Raw genomic sequence first — 19,153 nt, forward strand, 5'->3', positions numbered from 1 at the left:
GTCCCGATAACCTGCTGGCACACGTGCCAGCAGGTTTTTCACGGTTAGCCCCGGGCTTTGCGAACACCCTCAGCCAAGGCGGCACACAGGCTCAGCACACCATCCACAGCCTGTTCCGGGGTTGCGGCATTTTCGATCTTGTCGATCAGCGCCGAGCCGACCACCACGCCGTCGGCCAAGCGGGCAATGGCGGCCGCCTGTTCCGGGGTGCGAATGCCAAACCCGACACTGATCGGCAAGTCGGTGTGCCGACGCAGACGCTCAATGGCTTCACTGACCTGATCGGTGGTCGCAGAACCTGCCCCGGTCACCCCCGCGACCGACACGTAATACACAAAACCCGAACTGCCGGTCAGTACTTTGGGCAGTCGTGCGTCGTCGGTGGTGGGTGTGGTCAGGCGGATAAAATCCAGGCCCGCTGCTTGTGCGGGGTCGCACAGCTCGCTGTTGTGCTCGGGCGGCATGTCCACCACGATCATGCCGTCAACGCCGGATGCCTTCGCCTCGGCAATGAATGTGGCCACGCCGTAGTGGTGAATCGGGTTGAAGTAGCCCATCAGCACCAGCGGGGTATCGCTGTTCCCTTCGCGGAACTCGCGCACCATTTGCAGGGTTTTGGCCAGATTCTGATGGCCGCTGAGTGCACGAATGTTGGCCAGTTGAATGGCGGGACCATCGGCCATCGGGTCGGTGAACGGCATGCCCAGCTCGATCACGTCCGCCCCCGCAGCAGGCAGGCCTTTAAGAATGGCCAGGGACGTGGCGTAATCCGGATCGCCCGCCGTGACAAAGGTCACCAGTGCGGCGCGATTCTGTTCCTTGAGTTCGGCAAAGCGGGTTTGCAGGCGGCTCATCAGTGTTTCTCCTGCTGGGACTGTTCCATGTGGTGCATCACGGTTTGCATGTCTTTGTCGCCGCGACCGGACAAGTTGACCACCATCAAGTGGTCGGCTGGCAGGGTCGGTGCGCGCTTGAATACTTCAGCCAGTGCGTGGGCGCTTTCCAGCGCGGGGATGATGCCTTCCAGGCGGCAGCATTTATGGAACGCGTCGAGGGCTTCATCGTCAGTGACCGAGGTGTATTCGACACGACCGATGTCATGTAACCACGCGTGTTCCGGGCCGATGCCGGGGTAATCGAGACCGGCGGAAATGGAGTGAGCGTCGATGATCTGACCGTCGTTGTCCTGCAACAGGAACGTGCGGTTGCCGTGCAAGACCCCTGGCTCTCCGCCATTGAGGCTGGCGGCGTGCTTGCCGGTTTCGATGCCGTACCCGGCCGCTTCGACGCCGATGATCTGAACGCTGGTGTCATCCAGGAACGGGTGGAACAGGCCCATGGCGTTGGAGCCGCCACCGATGCACGCCACCAGGCTGTCGGGCAGGCGGCCTTCCTGTGCCTGCATCTGGTCGCGGGTTTCCTTGCCGATCACAGCCTGGAAGTCACGCACCATCGCCGGGTACGGGTGCGGGCCTGCCACGGTGCCGATCAGGTAGAAGGTGCTGTCGACATGGGTCACCCAGTCACGCAGGGCTTCATTCATGGCGTCCTTGAGCGTGCCGGTGCCGGCCACGACCGGGATCACTTCGGCGCCCAGCAGCTTCATGCGGAACACGTTGGCTTGCTGACGTTCGATGTCGGTCGTGCCCATGTAGATCACGCATTGCAGGCCGAAGCGCGCTGCCACGGTGGCGGTGGCCACGCCGTGCATCCCGGCGCCGGTTTCGGCAATGATGCGTTTTTTGCCCATGCGCCGTGCCAGCAGGATCTGGCCGATGCAGTTGTTGATTTTGTGCGCGCCGGTGTGGTTCAGCTCTTCACGCTTGAGGTAGATTTTTGCGCCGCCGCAGAACTCGGTCAGGCGTTCGGCGTAGTACAGCGGGCTGGGACGGCCCACGTAGTCGCGCTGAAAGTACGCCAGTTCTTTGATGAATTCGGGGTCGTGCTTGGCCAGCTCGTATTCGCGATCCAGCTCAAGGATCAAGGGCATCAGGGTTTCTGCCACGTAACGGCCGCCGAATGAACCGAACAGGCCATTGGCGTCGGGGCCGGTACGCAAATTGGATTGAGTCATGGGACGCTCCAGCTGAAAAGGTACGAAGGTCGATGGGCCTGACTCTACGCGCGACAGACCGCGATGAAAACCGATAAGATCGCCGCAACCTGTCAGGAAAACTCACAGATACCATGAGCCGCGACCTCCCACCCTTAAATGCCCTGCGTGCCTTCGAAGCCACTGCCCGCCTGAACAGCGTCAGTCAGGCGGCTGAACAGTTGAACGTCACCCACGGCGCCGTCAGTCGGCAAATCAAAGTCCTCGAAGAGCACTTGGGCGTGAGCCTGTTCGTCAAGGAAGGCCGTGGCCTGAGGCTGACCGACGCCGGGGTGCGCCTGCGAGATGCCAGCAGCGAAGCCTTTGATCGGGTACGCAACGTGTGCAACGAACTCACGCAAAGCCACATTGATGCGCCGTTTGTGCTGGGGTGTTCGGGCAGTTTGCTGGCGCGCTGGTTCATCCCCCGGCTGGGGCGGTTGAACGCCGATTTGCCGGATTTGCGTTTGCACCTGTCTGCCGGTGAAGGCGATCTGGACCCCCGCAAACCGGGGCTCGACGCCTTGCTGGTGTTCGCTGAGCCGCCGTGGCCCGCCGACATGCAGGTGTATGAGTTGGGCAGCGAGCGGATCGGGCCTGTGCTCAGCCCGCGCTTCGCCCGTTATGAACAGTTGCGCAATGCACCGGCCAGCGCCTTGCTCGATGAGGCGTTACTGCACACCACGTCCAGGCCGCAGGCATGGCCCAGTTGGGCGCAGCAGCATGCGCTCGATGCAACGGCATTGAAATATGGGCAGGGGTTTGAGCACTTGTACTACTTGCTGGAGGCCGCAGTCGCCGGGTTGGGCGTTGCGATTGCCCCGCAGCCGCTGGTCACCGAGGACCTCAAGGCAGGGCGCCTGGTTGCGCCGTGGGGGTTTGTGCAAACCCCGGCGCAACTGGCGTTATGGCTGCCCAAGCGCGCCGCAGATGGGCGCGCCCGGCAACTGGCGCAATGGCTCAAGGCTGAGCTTGCGCGTAACGCGGTTTAGTTGCCGCGCTTGCACATCAGGTAAGCGGCCAGCAGGCCCAGTGCGCCGATGGCAACGCCCGCTGTGGCGTAGGGGTGCTCTTGGGCGTATTCGCGGGTGGCAATGGCCGTCTCGCGGGTTTTGTCCTTCACTTCTTCGAAGGTTTCGCTGAGCAGGTGACGGGAATGCTTGAGGGCGTTCTCAGCATTGCCTTTAAGTGCCTTAAGGGTCTTCTTGGACTCTTCCGAGGCGTCGTCTTTGAGGCTTTCCAGAGACTTAAGCAGGCTCTCGATCTCAGCTTCCATGCTTTGCAATGAGGCTTTACGTAAAGAATTGCTAGCCATTAGGGCTCTCCTGCATTGATGAGTGACTGTGTGTGTTAAGTCCGACTCCGGTGTTTTCAGAAAGTGCAGTAAACCTGAACTTTTCCTTTCGCATCGCTTCCCAAGTATTCAGCACATTCGCTGCTAGGCTTTGACTTACGACAAATGGAGAACGTTATGTCTGACCATCACACCTACAAGAAAATCGAACTGGTAGGCTCGTCCCCGAGCAGCATAGAAGACGCCATCAGTAATGCACTGGCCGAGGCCAACAAAAGCATCAAGCACATGGAGTGGTTCGAAGTGCTGGAGACTCGCGGGCACATCAAGGACGGCAAAGTGGCGCACTACCAGGTGACCCTCAAGGTCGGATTCCGCATCGCCAGCAGCTGAGTCGCGCAATCCTTTTGAACTTGTGAGCTGGCCGTTTGCCATAAACTCCGCTACACCGTCTGGGTGCGACGCTGCACAAGCGCGGCGCACCCTTTTTGTTTTGAACAGGGGATGTGACGGATGAAGAAGATTTTAGTGGCTGTCGGTTTGATGACTCTGGCGAGCACAGCCTTTGCCGCAAAAGACTGCGGTGAGCTGAAAAGCGAAATTGCCGCCAAGCTAGACGCCAAGGGTGTTGCACACTACTCGCTGGAGATCGTGGACAAGGGCGCTTCGGCAGATGGCAAAGTGGTCGGCACCTGCGGCGGTGACACCAAAGAAATCGTTTACAAGCGCGGATAAGTCAACGCGTACAAAAAAGCCGACGCATGCGTCGGCTTTTTCATGCCTGAGGTTTTATTTCGACAGGGTTTTTACGCCTTCTGGTGTGCCCAGCAACAGCAAATCCGCAGGCCGTGCCGCGAACAAACCGTTCGTCACCACGCCGACGATGGCGTTGATTTGACGCTCCAGTTCCACCGGGTTGGTGATCTGCATGTTGAACACGTCAAGGATGATATTGCCGTTGTCGGTGATGACACCTTCGCGGTAAACCGGGTCGCCGCCCAGTTTGACCAACTCGCGGGCCACGTGGCTACGGGCCATCGGGATCACTTCGACCGGCAGCGGGAACGCACCCAGCACTGGCACCAGCTTGCTGGCGTCGGCGATGCAGATGAAAGTCTTGGCAACGGCGGCCACGATCTTCTCGCGGGTCAGGGCTGCGCCACCGCCCTTGATCAAGTTCAGGTGCTCGTCGCTCTCGTCGGCGCCGTCCACGTAGAACTCCAGGTCGCTGACGGTGTTGAGTTCATACACCGGAATTCCGTGGCCCTTGAGGCGTGCGGCGGTGGCTTCGGAGCTGGCGACGGCGCCGTCGAACGCGCCTTTGTGTTGGGCCAGTGCGTCGATGAAGCAGTTGGCCGTGGAGCCGGTGCCGACCCCCACGATGCTCTTGTCATCCAGTTTTGGGAGGATGAAATCGACAGCCGCTTGGGCGACGGCCTGTTTGAGTTGATCCTGGGTCATGCGGGCTCCGGGGCGGGAAGGGGAACAGAAGGCCGGCATTATACGGACAAGCGTTGAGCTGTGGGCGTGGTCTGACAACGGGTGCGACCCTGTGCCCTGTTCCTTTAGTAGAGGGTCGGGATAAGGAGGCGGTATAAACCTCCCATTTCGTGTGGTCGGCCGCGTAAACGCTGGGGTAGACTCCCGGGTCCCTGCTAACTCGCACAGTGACGCTTTCCGATGCTCGAACAGTACGTTAAGAAGATCCTCAACTCGCGCGTTTATGACGTGGCCGTTGAAACGCCCTTGCAAGCCGCCAACCAGTTGACCGAGCGGTTGGGCAATCAGATTTGGCTTAAACGCGAAGATCTGCAACCGGTGTACTCGTTCAAGATTCGTGGCGCTTACAACAAGTTGATGCACCTGAGCGACGCCGAGCGCGCGTGTGGCGTGGTCACGGCTTCTGCGGGCAATCACGCTCAGGGCCTGGCGCTGGCCGCCAAAAAGCTGGGGGTCAAGGCCACCATCGTGATGCCCAAAACCACGCCCGAGATCAAAATCGAAGGCGTGCGTTCCCGTGGTGGCATCGTGGTGTTGCACGGCGATTCGTTCCCCGAGGCGCTGGCGTACTCACTGCAATTGGTGGAGCAAAAAGGCTACGTCTACGTGCATCCCTACGATGACCCGCACACCATCGCCGGGCAGGGCACCGTGGCGATGGAAATTCTGCGCCAGCACCCGGCGCCGCTGGACGCGATTTTCGTGCCGGTGGGCGGCGGCGGGCTGATTGCAGGGATCGCCGCGTACGTGAAGTACTTGCGGCCGGACATCAAGGTCATTGGCGTGGAGCCGGACGATTCCAACTGCCTGCAAGCCGCCATGGCCGCGGGCGAGCGCGTGGTGTTGCCGACCGTGGGCATCTTTGCCGATGGCGTGGCCGTCGGCCAGATTGGCCAGCACACCTTTGATATCTGCAAAGACTACGTGGATGAAGTCATCACGGTCAGCACAGACGAGATCTGTGCCGCCATCAAGGATATCTTCGACGATACCCGCTCGATCACCGAACCTGCCGGTGCACTGGGTGTGGCCGGGATCAAGAAATACGTCGAGCAGCGTGGCGTGAAGGGCCAGACGCTGGTTGCGATCGACTCGGGCGCCAACGTCAACTTCGACCGCTTGCGCCATGTGGCCGAACGCGCGGAGCTGGGTGAAGGCCGTGAAGCCATCATCGCGGTGACCATTCCTGAAGAGGTCGGCAGTTTCAAGGCGTTCTGCCAGGCGATCGGCAAGCGTCAGATCACCGAATTCAACTACCGCTACCACACCGGCCGTGAAGCGCACATTTTTGTCGGCGTGCAGACGCACCCGGTCAACGATCCGCGCAGCGCCTTACTGGCGAGCTTGCGCGAGCAAGGCTTCCCGGTGGTGGACCTGACCGACAACGAACTGGCCAAGTTGCACATCCGCCACATGGTGGGCGGGCACGCCGACAAAGTCAGTGATGAGCAGTTGTTCCGCTTCGAATTCCCGGAACGCCCCGGTGCCTTGTTCAACTTCCTCAACAAACTGGGTGGGCGCTGGAATATCTCGATGTTCCATTACCGCAACCATGGCGCCGCAGATGGTCGTGTGATGGCCGGGTTGCAAGTGCCTGCGGACGAGCGTCATCTGGTGCCTGCCGCGCTGGCGGACATTGGCTACCCGTACTGGGATGAAAGTGATAACCCGGCCTATCAGCTGTTTCTTGGCTGATAGGCGCTAAGCTCAATGAACCGTTCAAGGAAGCAATGACATGGAAACCTTCACCGCGTTGAAGCTGTTGCATGGGGTGTCGACACTGCTGCTGTTCGTCTGCGTCATTGCGTTGCTGGTGGTGGTTATTCGCCGTAACCGGGCCGGGGATAAAGACGTGTCGGGTGGCGCGTTGCGACGCCCGTGGGGCTTTGTCTGGGCTTTGATGGGGCTGTGCCTGCTGGCCTTGCCCGTCAGCGGGTGGTGGCTGGTGCATCTGGCGGGTTGGCCGTTGAGTCAACTGTGGTTGCTGGCTGGTAGTTGCTTGTACTTGTTGGGCGCGCTGAGCTGGGTGTGGCTGGTGGTCAGGCTCAATCGCCTGCGGTTGGGGCGCGTGGCCAAACACCCTCGTTTCACGCGGGTGTTGGCGATTTTTTGTGCCGTTTGCTTTGTCGCCATCGCCGGTTTGATGGGCGCCAAGCCGGTTTAAGCCATGTGCTGAACCCGACGAGCCCCTCTGCAAAGAGGGGCTTTTGCATTCAGTCGCGCAGCGACATGACCTTCCAGCCACGTTTGATGGCTTCGGCCCGCAGGTTGGGGTCCGGGTCGACGGCTACTGGATGGGTGACACACTCCAGCAACGGCAGGTCGTTCATCGAATCACTGTAAAAGTAGCTGTCTTCGAGGGTGTGGCCGTTTTCTGCCATCCAGCGTGTCAGGCGCGTGACCTTGCCTTCTCGAAAGCACGGAACGTCAGCGCTGCGGCCGGTGTAGCGGCCATCGACGATCTCGCACTCGGTGGCGATCAAATGTTCCACGCCCAGGTGCCTGGCAATCGGCGCGGTGACCACGCGATTGGTGGCGGTAATGATGACCAGCGTATCGCCAGCTTCGCGGTGTTGGGCCAGCAGCGCCTGGGCCTTGGGCAGCATCAACGGCTCGATGCAGTCGCGCATGAATTCACGGTGCCATTGATCCAGTTGCGCCATGTCATGGCGGCCGAAGATTTCCATGCTGAAATTCAGGTAGGCCGCGTTATCGAGTGTGCCTGCCAGGTAATCCTGATAAAACGCGTCGTTGCGCGCTTTGTAGGCCTCACCGTCGAGAATGCCGCGTTCGCACAGGTAGTCGCCCCATGCGTGGTCGCTGTCGCCGCCTAAAAGGGTGTTGTCCAAGTCGAATAAAGCCAGACGCATTGCAATTACCCGCTGAGCTGTCGGTTGAAAGCCCACAAGAATACGGTCTTTTAAGAAGAGTGCACATAAGACAGGGTGGCGCGTTGCTGCGTTCACAACCTTTGTGGAACAATGCGGCGACATGCGTTTGCGAGGTTGTTGCCGTGATCGACCCCGATGGTTTCCGTCCTAATGTCGGGATTATTCTGACAAATGATGCTGGTCAGGTACTTTGGGCTCGCCGAATCAATCAAGACGCGTGGCAGTTTCCACAGGGCGGTATCAACCCTGATGAGACGCCAGAGGACGCCTTGTACCGTGAGCTGAACGAAGAAGTTGGCCTTGAACGCGAAGATGTAGAAATACTCGCCTGCACGCGAGGCTGGTTGCGCTATCGTTTGCCGCAACGTTTGGTCCGTACCCACAGCCAGCCGCTGTGCATCGGCCAGAAGCAGAAGTGGTTTTTGCTGCGCCTGATCTCTAACGAGCAGCGGGTGCGGATGGATTTGACCGGTAAACCGGAATTCGATGGCTGGCGCTGGGTCAGCTATTGGTATCCGTTGGGCCAGGTGGTGACATTCAAGCGCGAGGTCTACCGTCGCGCTCTCAAAGAGCTTGCCCCGCGCCTTTTAACGCGCGCCTGACACGGAGTTCGACCCCGAGCCATGCTCAATACGCTGCGCAAGATCGTCCAGGAAGTTAACTCCGCCAAGGATCTCAAGGCGGCGTTGGGGATTATTGTGTTGCGCGTCAAAGAGGCCATGGGCAGTCAGGTCTGCTCGGTCTATTTGCTTGATCCAGAGACCAACCGTTTTGTGTTGATGGCCACCGAGGGCTTGAACAAGCGCTCGATCGGCAAGGTCAGCATGGCGCCCAACGAAGGCCTGGTCGGCCTGGTGGGCACCCGTGAAGAACCTCTGAACCTCGAAAACGCCGCCGATCACCCGCGCTATCGCTACTTTGCCGAGACCGGTGAAGAGCGTTATGCCGCCTTCCTGGGCGCGCCGATTATCCACCACCGCCGTGTGGTCGGTGTTCTGGTGATCCAGCAAAAAGAACGTCGCCAGTTCGACGAAGGCGAAGAAGCCTTTCTGGTCACCATGAGCGCGCAACTGGCCGGGGTGATCGCCCACGCTGAAGCCACCGGCTCGATTCGCGGCCTGGGGCGTCAGGGCAAGGGCATCCAGGAAGCCAAGTTTGTCGGCGTGCCCGGTTCCCCCGGCGCAGCGGTCGGCACGGCGGTGGTCATGCTGCCCCCGGCCGATCTCGACGTGGTGCCCGACAAGGCCATCACCGACATCCCGGCGGAAATCGCCCTGTTCAAGACCGCCCTCGAAGGCGTGCGCAATGACATGCGTGCCGTGTCGAAGAAACTCGCCACGCAACTGCGCCCCGAAGAACAGGCGCTGTTCGACGTTTACCTGATGATGCTCGACGACGCGTCACTGGGCAGCGAAGTCAAAAATGTAATCAAGACCGGTCAGTGGGCCCAGGGCGCGTTGCGTCAGGTGGTGACGGACCACGTCAACCGTTTTGAACTGATGGACGACGATTACCTGCGCGAGCGGGCGTCGGATGTGCGCGACCTGGGTCGGCGGCTGCTGGCCTATTTGCAGCATGATCGAAAACAAACCATGGTCTACCCCGACCACACGATCCTGGTCAGTGAAGAGCTGACGGCAACCATGCTTGGCGAGGTGCCCGAGGGCAAACTGGCCGGTCTGGTCTCGGTACTGGGCTCGGGCAACTCCCACGTGGCGATCCTGGCCCGGGCCATGGGCATTCCGACCGTCATGGGCCTGGTGGACCTGCCGTATTCCAAGGTCGACGGCATTCAGATGATCGTCGACGGCTATCACGGCGAGGTCTACACCAACCCCAGTGAATTGCTGCGCAAGCAATACGCCGACGTGGTGGAAGAAGAGCGTCAGTTGTCCCAGGGCCTCGATGCCCTGCGCGAACTGCCGTGCATCACCCCGGACGGGCACCGCATGCCGCTGTGGGTCAACACCGGCTTGCTGGCCGATGTGGCACGGGCGCAACAGCGCGGCGCAGAAGGCGTAGGTCTTTACCGCACCGAAGTGCCGTTCATGATCAATCAGCGCTTTCCGAGCGAAAAGGAGCAGCTGGCGATTTATCGCGAGCAACTCGCCGCCTTCCATCCGCAACCGGTGACCATGCGCAGCCTGGACATTGGCGGCGACAAGTCACTGTCGTACTTCCCGATCAAAGAAGACAACCCTTTCCTCGGCTGGCGCGGGATCCGCGTCACCCTCGATCACCCGGAAATCTTTCTGGTTCAGGCCCGGGCCATGCTCAAGGCCAGCGAAGGCCTGAACAACCTGCGTATTTTGTTGCCGATGATCTCTGGCACGCACGAACTCGAAGAAGCTCTGCACTTACTGCACCGTGCCTGGGGTGAAGTGCGCGATGAAGGCACCGATGTGCCGATGCCCCCCATCGGTGTGATGATCGAAATCCCCGCAGCGGTTTATCAGACCCGGGAACTGGCGAGGCAGGTGGACTTCCTGTCTGTCGGTTCCAACGACCTCACCCAATACCTGCTGGCGGTGGACCGTAACAACCCGCGCGTTGCCGACTTGTACGACTACCTGCACCCGGCGGTGCTGCAAGCCTTGCAATCGGTGGTGCGCGATGCCCACGCCGAAGGCAAGCCTGCCAGCATCTGCGGCGAAATGGCGGGCGATCCGGCGGCGGCGATCCTGTTGATGGCCATGGGCTTCGACAGCCTGTCGATGAACGCCACCAACTTGCCGAAAGTGAAATGGATGCTGCGTCAGGTTGAACTCAGCCGTGCCAAGGAGCTGCTGGCCGAAGTCATGACCATCGACAACCCGCAGGTGATTCGCAGCACCGTGCAACTGGCCCTGAAAAACATGGGCCTGACCCGCATGATGAACCCGGCGGCCATCAAGCCGTATTAACAACCGCCTCACCCGGCCCTTTCGCACAGGAGCGGATCAGGGTGAGGGCTGCTCCAGCCTGACTTCCCCCAGGCGCCCGCCATTGGGCCCGAAGCTGTGTTCCACCATCACCCTTGAACCGTCAGCGTTAACAATCAATGCCGTGCTGGCACGGGTGCCGTAGGTGGTGCTGGCAATAAAGACACTCGACAGCAAATGCTCCGTCGCCAATCCCACGCCGGTATCGGGCAGGTCACTGAATGAGGCAGTCTGTCGATCTTTCAGAATGGCCAGCAACGCTTGCGGGTCGGGTGCGTTTAACACGTCGCCGAGCGCGGCCCTGGCCTTCACTAATTTGGGCCACGGTGTGTCCAGGCCGGCGTTGGACAGGCCATATACCCCCGAATTCAGGCGTATCGGGACGACGTCCCTGGAATTGAAATGCCACAGCTCGTTGCGGGTGCCCACCAGTAAATTGAAGCCGGCGTAATTCACTGATTGTTGACTAACGTCGTTTAAATACTCTTCAGTCGATTGATTCCCGCTTAAAAAACGCGCAACCAGATCACCCCGCGAACGCCGTGTAGGCGGTGTGTGCGGTTCGCGAATATTGGTCAATGCCGCGAAGCGACCGTTCGCGCCAACGCCCAGCCACGTGCCGCCCGCCTCCAGATCACGCCCGGCATACACGTGCGGTGCATCGGCCCACTGCGCAAGGGGCCTGGCGGGGCGAGCATAAAATTCATCCCGGTTGGCCGCCACCACCAGCGGCTGTGCATGGCCGGGGCGCCACGCGAAGACAATCAGGCACATGGTCAGTCCTTAATGTTTTTTTAACCCCTGTACTTATAGATTGCTCAGGCGTCTCGCGCCATGTGTGGAGCCCAAGCCCTTGCTCCGTTACCATGCGGGTCAAATTTGGGGGGCGTCATGGAATTTCTGCTCTATCTGGTGCTGGGAGGCTTTGCCGGGGTATTGGCCGGTTTGTTCGGGGTCGGGGGCGGCATCATCATCGTCCCGGTGCTGGTGTTCAGTTTCACCTTGCAGGGCTTCAACCCCGAGGTGCTGACCCATCTGGCCGTGGGCACCTCATTGGCCACGATCATCTTTACCTCGATCAATTCGATCCGCGAACACCACCGCAAAGGCGCGGTGCGCTGGCCACTGTTTGTGTGGATGGCGCTGGGCATTTTGATCGGCGCGGGCATCGGTGCGCTGACGGCCGAAGCGATTGCCGGTCCTCATTTGCAGAAAATCATTGGCGTTTTTGCCTTGGTCATCGCCGTGCAAATGGCGCTTGAACTCAAACCCAAAGCCAGCCGAACGGTGCCGGGTAAAGTCGGTCTGACCCTCGCGGGCACTGTGATTGGCTGGGCGTCGGCGATTTTCGGGGTGGGCGGTGGCTCCTTGACCGTGCCGTTCCTGAGCTGGCGCAGTGTGCCGATGCAGCAAGCCGTGGCCACGTCGGCCGCTTGCGGGCTGCCGATTGCGTTGGTAGGTGCATTAAGTTTCATGATCATTGGCTGGCACAACCCCGACCTGCCCGCGCATAGTCTCGGTTTTGTGTATTTGCCGGCGCTGCTCGGGATTGCCCTGACCAGCATGTTTTTCGCCCGTTTTGGTGCGCGTTTGGCCCACACACTATCGCCGCGCTTGCTGAAACGGCTGTTTGCCGCACTGTTGTTCTGTGTCGGTTTGAGTTTCCTGATCTAACAAGGAGTCGCAATGCTGCCTTACCCGCAGATTGACCCGGTGGCATTGGCCATCGGCCCGCTGAAAATCCATTGGTACGGCTTGATGTACCTGATCGGCATTGGCGCCGCCTGGCTGATCCTGTCGCGCCGCCTGAACCGCTTCGACCCGACCTGGACCAAAGAGAAACTCTCCGACCTGGTGTTTTGGGTGGCGATGGGCGTGATCGTCGGCGGGCGTTTGGGCTATGTGTTGTTTTACGACCTGAGCGCTTATATCGCCAACCCGCTGCTGATCTTTGAAGTGTGGAAGGGCGGCATGGCGTTCCACGGCGGGCTGATCGGCGTGATGCTGGCGACCTGGTGGTTCGGCAAGCGCAACAACAAGTCGTTCTTTCAGATCATGGACTTCATTGCGCCGGTGGTGCCGATTGGCCTGGGTGCCGGGCGTATCGGCAACTTCATCAATGCCGAGTTGTGGGGCAAGGCGAGCGACGTGCCCTGGGCGATGATTTTCCCGACCGATCCGCAGCAACTGGCGCGTCACCCGTCGCAGCTTTACCAGTTTGCCCTCGAAGGTGTGGCACTCTTCCTGATCCTGTGGCTGTACTCGCGCAAACCGCGCCCGACCATGGCCGTTTCCGGCATGTTCGCCCTGTTCTACGGGATTTTCCGTTTCATCGTCGAGTTCGTCCGCGTGCCGGATGCTCAGCTAGGCTATCTGGCGTTCGGCTGGGTGACGATGGGTCAAATTCTCTGCATCCCGATGATTCTCGGTGGCCTGTTCTTGATCGGGTGGGCGTACCACCGCGATCCGGCGGCCCGCCAAGCAGCGCACTAAATTCGAATCGCAGGGCTGCGCGGCCCTGCATTCAAACGGTAGGAAAACCATGAAGCAATATCTCGACCTCGTTGCCAACGTCATTAAAAACGGCACCCTGCAAGCCAACCGTACCGGTGTGAAGACCATCAGTCTGCCCGGCGCCATGTTGCGCTACGACCTCAAGGAAGGCTTTCCGGCCATCACCACCCGACGCATGGCGTTCAAGTCGGCCATCGGCGAGATGTGCGGTTTCTTGCGTCCGGTCAACAGCGCGGCTGACTTCCGCGCCCTGGGCTGCAAAGTCTGGGACCAGAACGCCAATGAAAACGCCCAGTGGCTGGCCAACCCGTTCCGTCAGGGTGAAGACGACCTTGGCGAAATCTATGGCGTGCAATGGCGCAAATGGCCCGCGTACAAGCAGGTTGCCCGCAGCAATCGGGCGGCCATCGAACGTTGCCTGAGCCAGGGCTACCGTCAGATCGCCGAAGGTGAAGAAGACGGCCAACCGTACGTGGTGCTCTACAAGGCCATCGATCAGGTGCGCCAGTGCGTCGACACGATCATCAACGACCCCGGCAGCCGCCGTATCCTGTTCCATGGCTGGAACTGCGCCCAACTCGACGAAATGGCCCTGCCGCCGTGCCACTTGCTGTACCAGTTCCACCCCAATGTTGAGACTAAGGAAATCTCCCTGACGCTCTACATCCGCTCCAACGACCTGGGCCTGGGCACGCCGTTCAACCTGACGGAAGGCGCCGCCTTACTGAGCCTGATCGGCCGCCTGACCGGCTATACGCCGCGCTGGTTCACCTACTTCATTGGCGATGCCCACGTATATGAAAACCACCTGGACATGCTCAACGAACAACTGACCCGCGAGCCGTTCCCGATGCCCAAACTGGTGATTTCGGAGCGCGTGCCCGAGTTTGCCAAGACGGGCGTGTACCAGCCTGAATGGCTGGAACTGATCGAGCCGAGCGACTTCAGCCTCGAAGGCTATCAGCACCATGCGCCCATGACCGCGCCGATGGCGGTTTAATCCGTTCTGCCCCACGTGGCGGCCGCAACCGGTGGCAGTCACGCGGGGGTTGTTTCAGTGCCCGTGGCTTCTGCCCACATGGCTGAGCTCGCCTTCCGGCGCACTCACGGCGCCACTGACTTCCAGCTGCTGCAAAATCCCGCAAGGTTCACCCTCAGGCCCTTCGCTGCAACGTTGGCGCAGGTCGAGCAGTTGTGTCTGCAAGGCGAGCAACCCGTCAATACGTGTCTTGACGTGATGAATGTGCTCGTCAATCAGCGCGTTGACGCTTTCGCATTGACCCTGCGGGCTGTCGCGCAGGTTCAGCAGGCTGCGGATCTCTTCAAGGGTCATGTCCAGGCTGCGGCAATTGCGGATAAACGTGAGTCGCTCAACGTGTGTCTGGGTGTACAACCGATAATTACCCTCACTGCGCGCCGGCTCCGGCAGCAGCCCTTCGCGCTCGTAATAACGGATAGTTTCGACCTGACAGTCGGTCAATTTCGCCAGTTCCCCGATTTTCATTACGCCTCTCTCCGAAAGGTTGCTTGACCCTATAGTGGCTACAGGGTCTTTACTTGGCAACAAGCACCTTTTCTGGACGCACCCTGATGAGCGATTCCATCCACACCCCGCACAAACCGCACGCTGATCACGATCACGATCACGATCACGATCACGATCACGATCACGATCACGGCGCCACGCATGCGCCTGAGGCCCATGCCCACAGTTGCTGTTCGGCGGCCGAAGGTCCGAGCGTGATTAAACTCAGCGCTGCGCCCACGGCAGGCGCCCGGCTGAGCAGCTTCCGCATTGAAGCGATGGACTGCCCGACCGAAAAAACGCTCATTCAGAACAAATTGGGCAAGCTGGCGGGTGTGCAGCAACTGGAATTCAACCTGATCAACCGCGTGCTCGGCGTGACCCACGACCTGCCGTCTACCGACCCTATAGTCGAGGCGATCAAGTCCCTCGGCATGCAGGCCGATCCGTTGGAATCGGGCAGCGATAGTCCGCCTGCGCCTGTCGAGAAAAAACACGCGTGGCCGCTTGCAGTGTCCGGCGTGGGAGCACTGGCCGCAGAAGTGTTGCACTTCACGAATGCCGCGCCGACCTGGGTGATTGCGCTGGTGGCGCTGGTGTCGATCTTCAGCGGCGGTCTGACCACCTACAAAAAGGGCTGGATTGCCCTGAAAAACCTCAACCTCAACATCAACGCGCTCATGAGCATCGCTGTGACCGGTGCCATCTTGATTGGCCAATGGCCTGAAGCGGCGATGGTGATGTTCCTGTTTACCGTGGCCGAGCTGATCGAAGCCAAATCCCTCGACCGCGCCCGCAATGCCATCGGTGGCCTGATGCAAATGGCGCCTGACAAAGCCACCGTGCAGCAGGCAGACGGCGGCTGGCTTGAGCTGGACGTCAAAGACATCGCCCTGGAGGCCATCGTGCGCGTGCGCCCTGGTGAGCGCATTGGCCTGGATGGCGAAGTGGTGTCAGGCCGTTCAACCATCGATCAGGCGCCTATCACCGGCGAAAGCCTGCCGATTGAGAAGACAGTGGGCGATAAAGTCTTCGCCGGCACCATCAATCAGGCGGGATCATTGGAGTACCGCGTCACAGCGGCGGCCAACCACTCCACACTGGCGCGCATCATCCATGCCGTGGAACAAGCCCAAGGTGCCCGGGCCCCGACCCAGCGTTTCGTCGACAGCTTCGCCAAAATCTACACACCCGTGGTGTTCCTGTTCGCGCTGGCCGTGGCCGTAGTTCCGCCGTTACTCATGGGCGGCTCGTGGTTTGACTGGGTTTACCGCGCGCTGGTGTTGTTGGTGGTGGCGTGCCCGTGCGCGCTGGTGATATCGACCCCCGTGACCATCGTCAGCGGGCTAGCGGCTGCGGCGCGCAAAGGCATCCTGGTCAAAGGCGGGGTTTACCTCGAAAGCGGTCACACACTCGACTACCTGGCGCTGGATAAAACCGGCACCATCACCCACGGCAAGCCGGTGCAAACCGATTACCTGCCGCTGGACCCGCTGGTGGCTGACAGTGCCGTATTGCTGGCCGCCAGCCTAGCCTCGCGTTCCGATCACCCGGTGTCGCTGGCAGTGGCCAATGCCGCTGTGGATAAAAAACAGGCATGGCGCGCTGTGGATAACTTCACCGCACTGGCCGGGCGTGGCGTGCGGGGCGAAATCGACGGCACGCTTTATCACTTGGGCAACCATCGTCTGGTGGAAGAACTGGGCCTGTGCTCCCCTGAGCTGGAAGAAAAACTGTTCGCCTTGGAGCAGCAGGGCAAGACGGTGATCCTGTTGTGCGACAGCGCAGGCCCCATGGCGCTGTTTGCCGTTGCCGACACGGTCAAGGCTTCCAGCCGCGAAGCGATTGCCGAGTTGCACGCGCTGGGCATCAAAACCCTCATGCTGACCGGTGACAACCCGCACACGGCCAAGGCCATTGCCGCGCAAGTGGGCATCGACGAAGCGCAAGGCAACCTGCTGCCGGAGGACAAACTGAAGGCCATTGAAGCGCTGTATGCCAAAGGCCATCACGTCGGCATGGTCGGTGACGGGATCAACGACGCCCCGGCCCTGGCACGGGCCGAAATCGGTTTCGCCATGGCGGCGGCAGGCACCGATACGGCGATAGAAACGGCCGATGTCGCCCTGATGGACGATGATCTGCGCAAAATTCCGGCATTCATTCGCCTGTCACGTCAAACGTCCAGCATCCTTAAGCAGAACATCGCGTTGGCGCTGGTCATCAAAGCGATCTTTCTTGCGGTAACCTTCCTCGGTCTGGCCACCATGTGGATGGCCGTGTTTGCCGACATGGGCGTAAGCCTGTTGGTGGTGTTCAACGGGTTGCGCCTGTTGCGCAAATAGATCAAGAGAGGCCGCAGTGCTGAGTGCCGAGCTGAAAGCGTTTTACCGGGTGGCCCAATTGGGCAGCATGACGCAGGCTGCGAAAAAGCTCGGGCTCAGCCAGCCGACGGTGACCACGCAGATTCGCCAGCTTGAAAGCCAGTACGCCGTGGAGCTGTTCTACCGTGGAGGACGCCGTCTGACCTTGACCGAAGACGGCGTGCGCTTGATGCCGATGGTCAAGGCGTTACTCCAGCAAGAAGCGGACATCGAATTCTTCCTGCGCAACAGCGGCCAGGGCACGGGCGCATTGCGTATCGCCGCGACCGCGCCGTATTACATCCTCGATCTGGTCAAAGCCTTTCGCGAGCGTTTGCCGCAGATCGACGTGTCGGTGGACATCGGCAATTCGCAGCAAGTCCTGGAGGCGCTGGAGGAGTATCGCGTCGACATTGCGGTGTCCTCGCAACTACTGGAAGACCCGCGTCTGATACGCCGCGTGCTGGGCTCGGACCCGCTGGTACTGGCGGTGCATCGCAATCACCCGCTGGCCGCTTTGGATCATGTGCCGCTCAGTGCATTGGCCGGGCATTGCCTGTTGATGCGCGAACAGGGTTCGACCACCCGTCGTCTGACTGAAGACCTGCTGGCCACCGCCGGTGTGGGCTTTGGCCCGCTGCTGGAGATCGGCAGTCGCGAGTCCATTCGTGAAGCCGTTTTGCGCAACATAGGCATCAGCATCATCGCCCGTCAGGAAGTGCCGCACGATCCCCAGTTGCGGGTGCTGACGCTGGAAAGCGCGCCCGTGATTCACGAATACCTGTACTGCCTTAAAGAGCGAAAGGCGGCGCGTTTGCCAGCGGCCTTCTTGGGGTTGGCGCAGGAAATGTCGGGCTGCTGAAAAGTCCCTCACCCAAATCCACCAATACCACTATCGGCAGCTTTTGCCTTGCTGCCACATCTTGTACGCATTGCCTCTCTAGGATGACGCTCATCTGCTTGATGAGGTGCATCCATGAACCGCTCCAACGCAACCGTTTTGTCCCAACCCGGCGTACCGATGCAGGTGCGCAATGTGAGCAAACGCTTCGGCGCCTTCACCGCGCTGGATGATGTGTCGCTGGATGTGGCCGCAGGCGAGCTGGTGTGTCTGCTCGGGCCGTCCGGCTGCGGCAAGACCACGCTGCTGCGTTGCATTGCCGGGCTCGAACGCCAGGACAGCGGCGTGTTGTACCTGGGCAGCCGCGATGTCTCCGACCTCGCCCCTCAAGCACGGGATTACGGGATTCTGTTTCAGTCCTACGCCTTGTTTCCCAATCTCAGCGTCGAAGCCAACATCGCCTACGGGCTGGCGGGCAGCAATCGCGACGTAGTGCGCAAACGGGTCTGCGAAATGCTGGCGCTGGTGGGCCTGACCGGCAGCGAGAAGAAATTCCCCGGCCAGCTCTCGGGCGGTCAGCAACAACGTGTCGCACTGGCCCGGGCACTGGCGCCGTCGCCTTCGCTGCTGTTGCTCGATGAACCCATGTCGGCCCTGGATGCCAGGGTGCGCGAGCATTTGTGTACCGAGCTGCGTCAATTGCAGCGCCAGCTCGGCATCACCACGCTGATGGTCACTCACAATCAGGACGAAGCCATGCTGATGGCCGACCGTATTGCGGTGATGAACCATGGCAAGGTCGAGCAATACGACACGCCCCAGGCGATTTACAACCGGCCTGCTACGCCGTTTGTGGCCGAGTTTGTCGGGCAGGGCAATTGGCTGCCGTTCCAGCGCAGCAGCGACAGCCATGCACAGGTTGGCGGCCTGAACGTGCGGCTGGCGGATAACACCGACCATGGCGCCTCAGGTCGGTTGTTCTGCCGGCCCGAAGCAATCACTGTTAATCCGGTGCTGCATCAGGAAAACCTGTTTCCCGCCCGTGTGCAGGAGATCACCTTTCTCGGCAACCGTTGCCGCATGCGCTTTGAGCTCAACCATTTGCCGGGTCATGCGCTGATGGCCGAAGTGAGCAGCCATGACCTGCCGCGCCTCGGTAATCAGGACATTCTGGTCGCCTTGCCGCCCGCCAGTTTGCAGGTGTTTGCCTGA

Annotated in this window: 20 protein-coding genes; 13 read left to right on the forward strand and 7 right to left on the reverse strand. The window is 60.4% G+C overall.

Features of this window, described 5'->3' with window-relative positions; translation table 11 throughout:
• Window positions 1-44 precede the first annotated feature (44 nt).
• Together trpA and trpB are read right to left on the reverse strand one after the other, a co-directional pair.
• A complete protein-coding gene (gene trpA / locus V6F78_RS08115) occupies window positions 45-854 on the reverse strand; it encodes a tryptophan synthase subunit alpha (protein WP_047296187.1) in 810 nt (269 codons plus the stop codon).
• A complete protein-coding gene (trpB, locus tag V6F78_RS08120; protein WP_047279504.1) occupies window positions 854-2,074 on the reverse strand; it encodes a tryptophan synthase subunit beta in 1,221 nt (406 codons plus the stop codon). Before trpB ends, trpA begins: the two co-directional genes overlap by 1 nt.
• 113 nt (window positions 2,075-2,187) lie before the next feature.
• Between trpB and V6F78_RS08125 the strand changes: the two genes are divergently transcribed.
• Entirely contained in the window at window positions 2,188-3,084 is an 897-nt protein-coding gene (locus V6F78_RS08125; RefSeq protein ID WP_047279503.1) for a LysR family transcriptional regulator, read from the forward strand.
• On the opposite strand, the gene V6F78_RS08130 is transcribed toward V6F78_RS08125, so the two are convergent.
• Window positions 3,081-3,407 (reverse strand): DUF883 family protein, encoded by a 327-nt coding sequence (locus V6F78_RS08130; protein ID WP_047278504.1) that lies wholly within the window; start codon window positions 3,405-3,407, stop codon window positions 3,081-3,083. The two genes, V6F78_RS08125 and V6F78_RS08130, sit on opposite strands and share 4 nt — an antisense overlap.
• A 156-nt stretch (window positions 3,408-3,563) precedes the next feature.
• On the opposite strand from V6F78_RS08130, the gene V6F78_RS08135 reads away from it, so the two are divergent.
• Both V6F78_RS08135 and V6F78_RS08140 read left to right on the forward strand, forming a co-directional pair.
• Complete coding sequence (locus V6F78_RS08135; protein WP_047278502.1) at window positions 3,564-3,779, forward strand: dodecin; 216 nt, start codon at window positions 3,564-3,566, stop codon at window positions 3,777-3,779.
• A 120-nt stretch (window positions 3,780-3,899) separates the two neighbouring features.
• Entirely contained in the window at window positions 3,900-4,121 is a 222-nt protein-coding gene (locus tag V6F78_RS08140; RefSeq protein ID WP_047296183.1) for a DUF1161 domain-containing protein, read from the forward strand.
• 54 nt (window positions 4,122-4,175) lie between these two features.
• Here V6F78_RS08140 and rpiA read toward each other — a convergent pair whose 3' ends face one another.
• Window positions 4,176-4,847 carry a ribose-5-phosphate isomerase RpiA gene (gene rpiA / locus V6F78_RS08145; RefSeq protein ID WP_047278499.1) on the reverse strand — a complete coding sequence of 224 codons (672 nt, stop codon included), beginning with the start codon at window positions 4,845-4,847 and terminating at the stop codon, window positions 4,176-4,178.
• Window positions 4,848-5,066: 219 nt separating this feature from the next.
• Here rpiA and ilvA point away from each other — a divergent pair, with 219 nt between their 5' ends.
• Window positions 5,067-6,581 carry a threonine ammonia-lyase, biosynthetic gene (gene ilvA / locus V6F78_RS08150; protein ID WP_047278497.1) on the forward strand — a complete coding sequence of 505 codons (1,515 nt, stop codon included), beginning with the start codon at window positions 5,067-5,069 and terminating at the stop codon, window positions 6,579-6,581.
• 40 nt (window positions 6,582-6,621) lie between these two features.
• Entirely contained in the window at window positions 6,622-7,050 is a 429-nt protein-coding gene (locus V6F78_RS08155) for a DUF2269 family protein (protein WP_332726945.1), read from the forward strand.
• A gap of 49 nt (window positions 7,051-7,099) precedes the next feature.
• Here V6F78_RS08155 and V6F78_RS08160 read toward each other — a convergent pair whose 3' ends face one another.
• A complete protein-coding gene (locus tag V6F78_RS08160) occupies window positions 7,100-7,756 on the reverse strand; it encodes an HAD family hydrolase (RefSeq protein ID WP_047278493.1) in 657 nt (218 codons plus the stop codon).
• 143 nt (window positions 7,757-7,899) lie between these two features.
• On the opposite strand from V6F78_RS08160, the gene V6F78_RS08165 reads away from it, so the two are divergent.
• On the forward strand, window positions 7,900-8,379 hold the full coding sequence (locus V6F78_RS08165) for an RNA pyrophosphohydrolase (RefSeq protein WP_047278492.1): 480 nt from the start codon (window positions 7,900-7,902) through the stop codon (window positions 8,377-8,379).
• A 21-nt stretch (window positions 8,380-8,400) separates the two neighbouring features.
• Window positions 8,401-10,680, forward strand: coding sequence for a phosphoenolpyruvate--protein phosphotransferase (gene ptsP, locus V6F78_RS08170; protein WP_047278490.1), 2,280 nt, complete (start codon window positions 8,401-8,403; stop codon window positions 10,678-10,680).
• A gap of 36 nt (window positions 10,681-10,716) precedes the next feature.
• On the opposite strand, the gene V6F78_RS08175 is transcribed toward ptsP, so the two are convergent.
• Complete coding sequence (locus tag V6F78_RS08175; RefSeq protein ID WP_047296179.1) at window positions 10,717-11,472, reverse strand: NRDE family protein; 756 nt, start codon at window positions 11,470-11,472, stop codon at window positions 10,717-10,719.
• A gap of 117 nt (window positions 11,473-11,589) precedes the next feature.
• On the opposite strand from V6F78_RS08175, the gene V6F78_RS08180 reads away from it, so the two are divergent.
• From V6F78_RS08180 to V6F78_RS08190, 3 genes are read left to right on the forward strand one after another with little or no spacing between them, the layout of a single operon-like run.
• Entirely contained in the window at window positions 11,590-12,372 is a 783-nt protein-coding gene (locus V6F78_RS08180) for a sulfite exporter TauE/SafE family protein (protein ID WP_047279198.1), read from the forward strand.
• 12 nt (window positions 12,373-12,384) lie between these two features.
• Window positions 12,385-13,191, forward strand: a complete 807-nt coding sequence (gene lgt, locus V6F78_RS08185) for a prolipoprotein diacylglyceryl transferase (protein WP_047296177.1) — start codon at window positions 12,385-12,387, stop codon at window positions 13,189-13,191.
• 49 nt (window positions 13,192-13,240) lie between these two features.
• Window positions 13,241-14,212: a thymidylate synthase gene (locus V6F78_RS08190; RefSeq protein ID WP_169838856.1), complete on the forward strand. Its 972-nt coding sequence runs from the start codon at window positions 13,241-13,243 to the stop codon at window positions 14,210-14,212.
• Between the two features lie 54 nt (window positions 14,213-14,266).
• Here the strand turns inward: V6F78_RS08190 and cadR are convergent, their stop codons facing one another.
• The gene (cadR, locus tag V6F78_RS08195) at window positions 14,267-14,716 is read right to left on the reverse strand and encodes a Cd(II)/Pb(II)-responsive transcriptional regulator (protein ID WP_048375285.1); all 450 of its coding nucleotides are present in this window, start codon (window positions 14,714-14,716) and stop codon (window positions 14,267-14,269) included.
• A gap of 86 nt (window positions 14,717-14,802) precedes the next feature.
• Between cadR and V6F78_RS08200 the strand changes: the two genes are divergently transcribed.
• The 3 genes from V6F78_RS08200 (at window position 14,803) to V6F78_RS08210 (ending at window position 19,153) form a co-directional block, all read left to right on the forward strand.
• Window positions 14,803-17,082: a heavy metal translocating P-type ATPase gene (locus tag V6F78_RS08200; RefSeq protein ID WP_332726946.1), complete on the forward strand. Its 2,280-nt coding sequence runs from the start codon at window positions 14,803-14,805 to the stop codon at window positions 17,080-17,082.
• Window positions 17,083-17,098: 16 nt separating this feature from the next.
• Window positions 17,099-17,962, forward strand: a complete 864-nt coding sequence (locus V6F78_RS08205; protein WP_047296166.1) for a LysR family transcriptional regulator — start codon at window positions 17,099-17,101, stop codon at window positions 17,960-17,962.
• Between the two features lie 114 nt (window positions 17,963-18,076).
• Complete coding sequence (locus V6F78_RS08210) at window positions 18,077-19,153, forward strand: putative 2-aminoethylphosphonate ABC transporter ATP-binding protein (protein ID WP_332726947.1); 1,077 nt, start codon at window positions 18,077-18,079, stop codon at window positions 19,151-19,153.

The sequence above is a fragment of the Pseudomonas sp. ESBL9 genome, from assembly GCF_036668715.1.
Lineage (GTDB): Bacteria > Pseudomonadota > Gammaproteobacteria > Pseudomonadales > Pseudomonadaceae > Aquipseudomonas > Aquipseudomonas lundensis.